The following is a 7,265-nucleotide window of genomic DNA, read 5'->3' on the forward strand; positions in this document are numbered from 1 at the left end:
CGCCCGGCGGTGCGCCCCGCCTCCTGCCCACCGACGCCCTGGCCGGGTCCCTCGCCACCGTCCTGTCCGGCCCCGCCGCGCAGGGCTGCTGGGCCGCCGCCGCGGCCGGATGCGCGGGACTGCTGGTGCTGCGCCGCACCTCCTTCGACCGTCTGGAGCGCATATGACGACCACCGTGTCCGTCGACGGGCTGACGGTCCGGCACCGCCGGACCACCGCCCTCGACGCCGTCGACCTCGACTTCGCCACCGGGGTGCACGGCCTGCTCGGCCCCAATGGCGCGGGCAAGACCTCCCTGATCCGCGTGCTGGCGACCGTCGCCGCGCCGACCGCGGGCCGGGTGGAGCTGCTCGGCCACGACGTGGCCGGACACGCGGGCCGCACCGCCGTACGGCGCCGGCTCGGCTATCTGCCGCAGGAGTTCGGGTTCTACCCGGGCTTCACGGTGCGCGAGTTCGTCGGATACGTGGCCTGGCTGAAGGAGATGTCCGGCGCGGACGCCGCGGCCGCGGTGGAGCGGGCCGTCGCCCGGGTCGGACTCGCCGACCGCATCGACACCAAGGTGCGACGTCTGTCCGGCGGCATGGTGCGGCGCGTCGGCATCGCCCAGGCCATCGTCAACGCACCGGACGTGCTGCTGCTCGACGAGCCCACGGCCGGGCTCGACCCCGAGCAGCGGGTGGACTTCCGGGCCCTGTTGCGGGAGCTGGGCACCACCTCCACGGTCATCGTCTCCACCCACCTGGTGGAGGACGTCGCCGCGGCGTGCACGGAGGTGACGCTGATGGAGTCCGGCCGGGTGGCCTACCGGGGCACCCCCGCCTCGCTGGCGGAGCTGGGCGAGGCGGCGGAAGCGGAGGACATCGGCGACAACCCCATCGAACGCGGCTACGCCACGGTCCTGCGACGTCACCGCGCCGGGGCCGCTGCCGGAACGGTGGCGGGCACGGAGGTGTCCCGATGACCGGCCGGAAGCAGCAGGAGACGTCCGCCGTACGGGGGTCGGCGGCCCCGGAGGCCGGGGCGGACAGACCGGTCCGGGCCCCCGAAGGCCCGGACCGCACCGCGCGAAACGCCCCGCGGCCGGGCCCGCGGAGGCAGCGCCCCTTCCGCGGGCCGCTACGGGCCGAACTCACCCGCTGGTTCGGGCCGGTCGTGGGCGCGACCGTGCTGGTCACACTGCTGTTCGCCATGGCCGACAAGGCGGACCGCTGGCTCATCGCCTGGGTCTCCACCACCGACCACCTGCGAACGGCCGGGTTACTGCTCGGCGGTCCGCTGGCGGCCGCCGCCGCGTGCTGGCAGGGCGGGCGGGAGCGGCGGCGGGGGACCGCGGACCTGCTCGCCACCATGCCGCGTACGCCCCTGCGCCGGGCCCTGCTCGCCGCCGCGCCTACCGTCCTGTGGCCGGTCGCCGGGTATCTGCTCACTGCGGCCGTCTGCCTGGTCGCGACCTGGCGGTACGCGAGCTACGGCCGTCCATGGGTGTCCCTGATCGCGGCGGACGCGACGGCACTCGGTGCCCTCGGGGTACTCGGCTTCCTCGCGGGCCGCGTCGTCCCGTGGCGACTCGCTCCGCCTCTGGTGGCCGTGAGCACGTATCTCGCCCTGGGCCTGCCTGGGTACTCCGAATCCGCTGTCACCTGGCTGTCCCCCGTGCTCGATGAATCCTTCTTCACGGACCGCCCGCTGTGGTGGTGCGCCCCGGTCTCCATGATGTGGACGGCCGGGCTGGCGGGGGCGGCCCTGCTGGCGTACGCCGCCCGCCGCCGTGTCGTCGCGCTCGTACCGCTCGCCGCTGCCGCCACCGCCGCGGCGCTGCTGATGCAGCTGGGTACCGAGGGCCCGTGGCGGCCCGACCCGGCCGCTGCCGCGCTCGTGTGCGACGACGGAACGCCCCAGGTGTGCGCGTCGCGGGTACACGCCCGCATGCTGCCCGGCGCGTCGGCGGCGCTGGCGGGCCTGTCGGCGAAGCTGCGGGGCGTACCGAACGCGCCCGTTCGCGTCGTCGAGAACGAGACCTGGGCGGCCCGCAAGACCGACGCGCGGGTGTCCGGTTGGGACACCTACTTCCGCCGCAACCGGATCACCGAGCCGGAGCTGTTCGCGCACAACGCGGCCGCGGACGCGGCGGCTCCCACCTCCTGCCCGGACCCCGAGGCCCACTCCCGGTCCGACGACATCAGCACGGCCGTCGTCGACTGGCTGGCGCCGATGCCAGGGTGGGACGACCCGGTCTTCGGGCCGCCCCCACCGCTCTACACCCGCACCCTCACCAGGCTGCGGACCATGCCCGAACAGGAGCGCACCCGCTGGCTCGGCGACTACCTGGCCGCGGCGCGCTCCTGCCGCCTCGAACGGGTGACGGCCCCATGAGCGTGCTGTTGTACGCGCGGTCGCGGGCCCTGCCGCTGATCGCCGCCGCCCTGGCCGCGGCCGCCGCGGTGAGCGCTTGGTGCGCCGACTGGCTGAAGTCCCAACCCGAGTTCGGCGCGCAGGCGCGGCTGCCGGTCGTTGTCCTCGCTCCGCTGTTCGCCTCGGCAGCGATCGGGGCGAGCCTGTACACCCACTCCGAGGAGCTGGACCGCACCGCCGTACGCCCCTGGTGGCCCCGTCGCCTCTGCCAGCTGCTGCTGCTCACGGCGCTGGCGGCGGCACTGCTCGCAGCGGGGGTGCGGGGCCACCCGGAGCAGTTCGGGGTACCGGCGATGGTCCGCAACACCATGGCCGCGACGGGGGTGACGGCCCTCGCCGCCGCCCTGATCGGCGCGCGACTGAGTTGGCTGCCGGTGCTGGCGCACACCAGCGCGATCTACCTGACGGCGGGACGCGATCCGGGTGGCTGGCGCGCGGTCTGGGCCTGGTCGGTGCAGCCGGGCCCCGAGCGGGCGGCGTGGTGGGTGACGGGCGTGTTGTTCACCGTCGGCGCAGGCGTCTACGCGGTGCGGGGCGCCCGCCCGGAGGGTCCGGCGCCGCGCCGCTGAGCGACCCGGCGGACGTAGCACCAGCAGGCGACGCCGATCAGGAGGGCGAGGGCGTGGCCCCAGTCGGTGAGGGGGTCGAAGTGCATCAGGCTTCCGGCGATCAGCGCCGCGCCGACCCCGCCGGTCAGCGCCCAGCGCGGCCGGGGCGGGAGCAGTCCGGCGAGGGCTCCGGCGCAGGCGATCAGGCCGTAGCTGACGCCGTAGTCAAGGCGGCGCAGCGAGCTGTCGGGGAGGTGGCCGACGGCGACGGACGCGGCGACCGGGATCTCGGTGAGCAGCGTGGCGAGGACGTGGCCGAGCAGGAACACCCCGGCCGTGCGGAGTCCGCCGACGCGGCGCTCCAGCGCGCCGAGCACGAGGAGGAAGACGACGAGGTACGGCGAGGTGATGCCGCCGACCACCCACAGCGCGCTGGCCAGCAGGGTCAGCAGCGGCCGCTGGGACAGGTTGGCGACATCGGTGCTGGAGACGGTGAGCAGGTCGTGGACGGTGCGGGGGTCGCCGAGGTGGGCGTAGAGGCCGGTGCCGAGGAGGATCAGGGAGTAGGAGAGGGAGAACGGCACCCCGGTGGGCACCTTCCGGAGCAAGGTCCACCCGGGGGTGCGGGGGCGGCGGGCCGGGACGCGGGGCACGCCGGGCCGTTCCACCGATGCCGTCACCACGGGCCCCCTTCCCTCGTCGCGCGCGTACGCGGCGTATATCCGCGCAGAACGCTCAACAACCACCGGCCCGTGAGTCATCTCACCGGTCCCGCGATGTGAAGGCCGCCACATCTGCCGTCCCATCTATCGGTTGGACCGGCGGGTCGCCGCGGCGCGAGGATGAGACCGTCAGCTCACGCGAAGAGGCCGAGGAAGCCCGGGAGGACCCGCCCCATGCAGTCGCCGTACGACATCGCCGACGACCGGCCGGTCACCGTCGACCACCGGGAGGGCCCGTACGGCGAGGTGGTTCTGCGGCGGCGAGGAGAGGGCGGCGGGAACGGCGGCCGCGGCGACGGGGCCGTCTTCGAGATCATCGCCAACGGGTGCTTCCTCATGGACACCTCCGACGGCCGCTCCGAGCGCCTGCTGATCCGCGCCGCGCTCGGCGCGCTGCCGGACGACCGCCCCTCCCCCGCGCTGCTGATCGGCGGCCTGGGTGTCGGGTTTTCGCTGGTCGAGGCGGTGTCCGAGCCGCGGTGGGGGCGGATCGCTGTGGTCGAGCGGGAGGCGGCGGTGATCGACTGGCATCGGGACGGGCCGCTTGCGGCGGTGTCCGGCGAGGCGCTCGCCGATCCGCGCGCGGAGATCGTCCACGCCGATCTGGTCGCCCATCTGAGCGACGCCGGAGAGGGCGCGGAGCCCTACGACGCGCTGTGTCTGGACATCGACAACGGACCCGACTGGACCGTCACCGAGGACAACGGCGGGCTGTACTCCCCCGCCGGGCTCGCCGCCTGCGCGGCCCGTCTCACCCCCGGCGGAGTGCTGGCCGTCTGGTCGGCCCAGCCGTCGCCCGCGTTCGAGCAGGCTCTCCGGAATGCCGGGTTCACGGGGGTGCGTACGGAAGAGATCGCCGTTGCCCGGGGTGTGCCCGACGTGGTGCATCTCGGGATTCGAGGCGCGTAGCCGAGCCGCGTAGGCTGCCCTTACGCTTGCTTGCCTACGAAAAGTGGCCGGTTCATGACCAGGCGCGGAAGACGTGGGTTTCGGCACACGTGTGACCGTAGGCGGCCGCGGATTCATGGGAACGACGCAGGGGCGGGCGTATGGAGCAAATGCACAACGGCCACAACGGGGGCGCCACGACCACCCCGGGCGCACAACGCCGGATCCTCGTCGTCGAGGATGACCCGACCATAGTGGACGCCATCGCGGCCCGCTTGCGGGCCGAAGGATTTCAGGTACAGACGGCCGCGGACGGTCCGGCGGCCGTGGACACGGCCGAGGCGTGGCAGCCCGATCTGCTCGTCCTCGACGTGATGCTGCCGGGCTTCGACGGCCTGGAGGTCTGCCGCCGGGTGCAGGCGCGGCGGCCGGTGCCGGTCCTGATGCTGACCGCCCGGGACGACGAGACCGACATGCTGGTCGGGCTCGGGGTCGGCGCCGACGACTACATGACCAAGCCGTTCTCGATGCGCGAGGTGGCGGCCCGGGTGCACGTGCTGCTGCGCCGGGTCGAACGGGCGGCGCTGGCCGCGAACACCCCGCGCAGCGGGATTCTGCGGCTGGGCGAGCTGGAGATCGACCACGCCCAGCGCCGGGTGCGGGTACGCGGCTCGGACGTCCACCTGACGCCGACCGAGTTCGACCTGCTGGTCTGTCTGGCGAACAGCCCGCGCGCGGTGCTCTCGCGGGAGCAGCTGCTGGCCGAGGTGTGGGACTGGGCGGACGCCTCCGGCACCAGGACCGTGGACAGCCACATCAAGGCGCTGCGCCGCAAGATCGGCGCGGAACGGATCCGTACGGTGCACGGCGTCGGCTACGCCCTGGAGACGCCCGCGGCATGAGGAAGCCTCCCGGGACTCCGTGGGCTCTGGGCCGGCACGTCCGGCGGGTCCGGAGCCTGTCCAGGAGCGAGCGGATCCGCAGCACGTGGAGCCGGATCTGGGAGGCCCTGCGGCCGTTCGACCCGTACCGCTCGGTCAAGGCGGCGCTGGGCGCGCTGGTCATCGGGTCGGTCATCATCACGACCCTGCTGGTGTTCGCGGCCATGCACTCGGACACCGAGCTGCGCGTGATCACGGTCTTCTCGATCATCGCCTCGCTGCTGATCACCCAGTTCGTGGCGCACGGGCTGACCGCCCCGCTGGACGAGATGACCCTGGTCACCAAGGCGATGGCGCACGGCGACTACACCCAGCGGGTGCGGGCGGCCCAGCGCCGGGACGAGTTCGGCGACCTGGCCAGTTCGTTCAATCGGATGGCGGCCGACCTGGAGGCGGTGGACACCCACCGCAAGGAGCTGGTCGCCAACGTCTCGCACGAGCTGCGCACGCCGATCGCGGCGCTGCGCGCGGTGCTGGAGAACGTCGTGGACGGGGTCTCGGAGGCGGACCCGGAGACGATGCGGGTCGCGCTGCGCCAGACCGAGCGGCTGGGGCGGCTGGTCGAGCAGCTGCTGGACCTGTCGCGGCTGGACAACGGCGTGGTGCCGCTGCACGCGCGCACCTTCGAGGTCTGGCCGTATCTGGCCGGGATCCTCAAGGAGGCCAGCATGGCCAAGGGCGCCGACGCGGGCTCGGGCAAGCACACCCGTAAGGACGTCCACCTCGACCTCGACGTCTCGCCGCCGGAGCTGACCGCGTACGCGGACGCCGAGCGGCTGCACCAGGTCATGGCCAACCTGATCGACAACGCGATGAAGCACAGCCCGGCGCACGGCCGGGTCAGCGTGCGGGCGCGGTGCGGTGAGGAGCCCGGGAGCCTGGAGCTGGAGGTGCAGGACGAGGGCCCGGGCATCCCGGAGGCGGAGCGGCACCGGGTGTTCGAACGCTTCAACCGGGGCAGCCTCTCGCCGAACCCGCAGGGTCCGGCGCCGGGCGCCCGTCCGCGGCCCGGTCAGGGCAGCGACGGCGGGACCGGTCTGGGGCTGGCCATCGCGCGCTGGGCGGTTGATCTGCACGGCGGACGCATCGGAGTGGCTGAATCCCCTCGGGGCTGCCGAATCAAAGTCACCCTTCCGGGGGACGTCCAGAGATCAAAATTGACGTAAAGTCGGTGTTGGAAGCGCACATCTGAGCGGTGTGGGTGCACTTTTGCGTTCCCACATGCTGGACGGTTACAGCGGAACCACGTGTGTTTCCCGCCACGCCATGCGCTGAAACCCGCCGATGAGTGTGACTTAGACGACGATGACCAGTGCGGCCTGCACGTAAGGGGTCAAGAGGCGTAGCCTTTATTCCCGCTGTCCACCACCTTGTGAAGCGGAAGAGGGCGGTTACCGCCGTGTCGCCACAGTCCCCCAACACCTCGAGCGTCTCGACCGACGAGCAGGACGGGCAGGGAAGTAGCCCTGCCGCTGCCTTCGGCCCCAATGAGTGGCTCGTCGACGAGATCTACCAGCAGTACCTCCAGGACCCGAACTCGGTCGACCGAGCCTGGTGGGACTTCTTCGCCGACTACAAGCCGGGCCAGGACACCGGTTCCGCGGTGGCCACGCCACCACAGGGAGTGACCGGAGGCGCTGCCCCGGCTCCCGCCGCGAAGGCCCCGGCCCCGGCCAAGCCCGCGGACGGGGTCCCGGCCGCGAAGCCCGCGGACGCCAAGCCCGCGGCTGCCCAGCCCACCGCCGCTGCCC

The 7,265-nt window shown here is 73.2% G+C and carries 8 protein-coding genes; 7 read left to right on the forward strand and 1 reads right to left on the reverse strand.

Annotated elements, in window-relative coordinates; all coding sequences use genetic code 11:
* Positions 1-163: 163 nt before the first annotated feature.
* The 3 genes from EEJ42_RS36365 to EEJ42_RS36375 are packed head-to-tail and all read left to right on the forward strand — an operon-like array spanning position 164 to position 2,984.
* Positions 164-964: an ATP-binding cassette domain-containing protein gene (locus EEJ42_RS36365; protein ID WP_123106465.1), complete on the forward strand. Its 801-nt coding sequence runs from the start codon at positions 164-166 to the stop codon at positions 962-964.
* Positions 961-2,376: a hypothetical protein gene (locus EEJ42_RS36370; protein WP_123106466.1), complete on the forward strand. Its 1,416-nt coding sequence runs from the start codon at positions 961-963 to the stop codon at positions 2,374-2,376. The genes EEJ42_RS36365 and EEJ42_RS36370 overlap by 4 nt, the downstream gene beginning before the upstream one ends.
* Positions 2,373-2,984 carry a hypothetical protein gene (locus EEJ42_RS36375; RefSeq protein WP_123106467.1) on the forward strand — a complete coding sequence of 204 codons (612 nt, stop codon included), beginning with the start codon at positions 2,373-2,375 and terminating at the stop codon, positions 2,982-2,984. The genes EEJ42_RS36370 and EEJ42_RS36375 overlap by 4 nt, the downstream gene beginning before the upstream one ends.
* Here EEJ42_RS36375 and EEJ42_RS36380 read toward each other — a convergent pair.
* Positions 2,936-3,643 (reverse strand): rhomboid-like protein, encoded by a 708-nt coding sequence (locus EEJ42_RS36380; protein WP_246097597.1) that lies wholly within the window; start codon positions 3,641-3,643, stop codon positions 2,936-2,938. The genes EEJ42_RS36375 and EEJ42_RS36380 overlap by 49 nt on opposite strands.
* A 216-nt stretch (positions 3,644-3,859) precedes the next feature.
* On the opposite strand from EEJ42_RS36380, the gene EEJ42_RS36385 reads away from it, so the two are divergent.
* The 4 genes from EEJ42_RS36385 to EEJ42_RS36400 form a co-directional block, all read left to right on the forward strand.
* Entirely contained in the window at positions 3,860-4,594 is a 735-nt protein-coding gene (locus EEJ42_RS36385; RefSeq protein WP_123106469.1) for a spermidine synthase family protein, read from the forward strand.
* 140 nt (positions 4,595-4,734) lie between these two features.
* On the forward strand, positions 4,735-5,475 hold the full coding sequence (locus tag EEJ42_RS36390; protein WP_009715109.1) for a response regulator transcription factor: 741 nt from the start codon (positions 4,735-4,737) through the stop codon (positions 5,473-5,475).
* Positions 5,472-6,680 (forward strand): sensor histidine kinase, encoded by a 1,209-nt coding sequence (locus EEJ42_RS36395; RefSeq protein ID WP_246097598.1) that lies wholly within the window; start codon positions 5,472-5,474, stop codon positions 6,678-6,680. The genes EEJ42_RS36390 and EEJ42_RS36395 overlap by 4 nt, the downstream gene beginning before the upstream one ends.
* A gap of 233 nt (positions 6,681-6,913) precedes the next feature.
* The coding region (locus tag EEJ42_RS36400; protein ID WP_148082153.1) for a 2-oxoglutarate dehydrogenase E1 subunit family protein at positions 6,914-7,265 on the forward strand (352 nt) is incomplete at its 3' end.

This window comes from Streptomyces botrytidirepellens, from assembly GCF_003721215.1.
GTDB lineage: Bacteria > Actinomycetota > Actinomycetes > Streptomycetales > Streptomycetaceae > Streptomyces > Streptomyces himastatinicus.

Excerpts from the sequence above, each read along its gene's own strand:
- EEJ42_RS36375 (WP_123106467.1), top strand. The coding sequence starts at position 2,373 with ATGAGCGTGCTGTTGTACGCGCGGTCGCGGGCCCTGCCGCTGATCGCC.
- EEJ42_RS36395 (WP_246097598.1), top strand. The coding sequence starts at position 5,472 with ATGAGGAAGCCTCCCGGGACTCCGTGGGCTCTGGGCCGGCACGTCCGG.
- EEJ42_RS36370 (WP_123106466.1), top strand. The coding sequence starts at position 961 with ATGACCGGCCGGAAGCAGCAGGAGACGTCCGCCGTACGGGGGTCGGCG.
- EEJ42_RS36365 (WP_123106465.1), top strand. The coding sequence starts at position 164 with ATGACGACCACCGTGTCCGTCGACGGGCTGACGGTCCGGCACCGCCGG.
- EEJ42_RS36385 (WP_123106469.1), top strand. The coding sequence starts at position 3,860 with ATGCAGTCGCCGTACGACATCGCCGACGACCGGCCGGTCACCGTCGAC.
- EEJ42_RS36390 (WP_009715109.1), top strand. The coding sequence starts at position 4,735 with ATGGAGCAAATGCACAACGGCCACAACGGGGGCGCCACGACCACCCCG.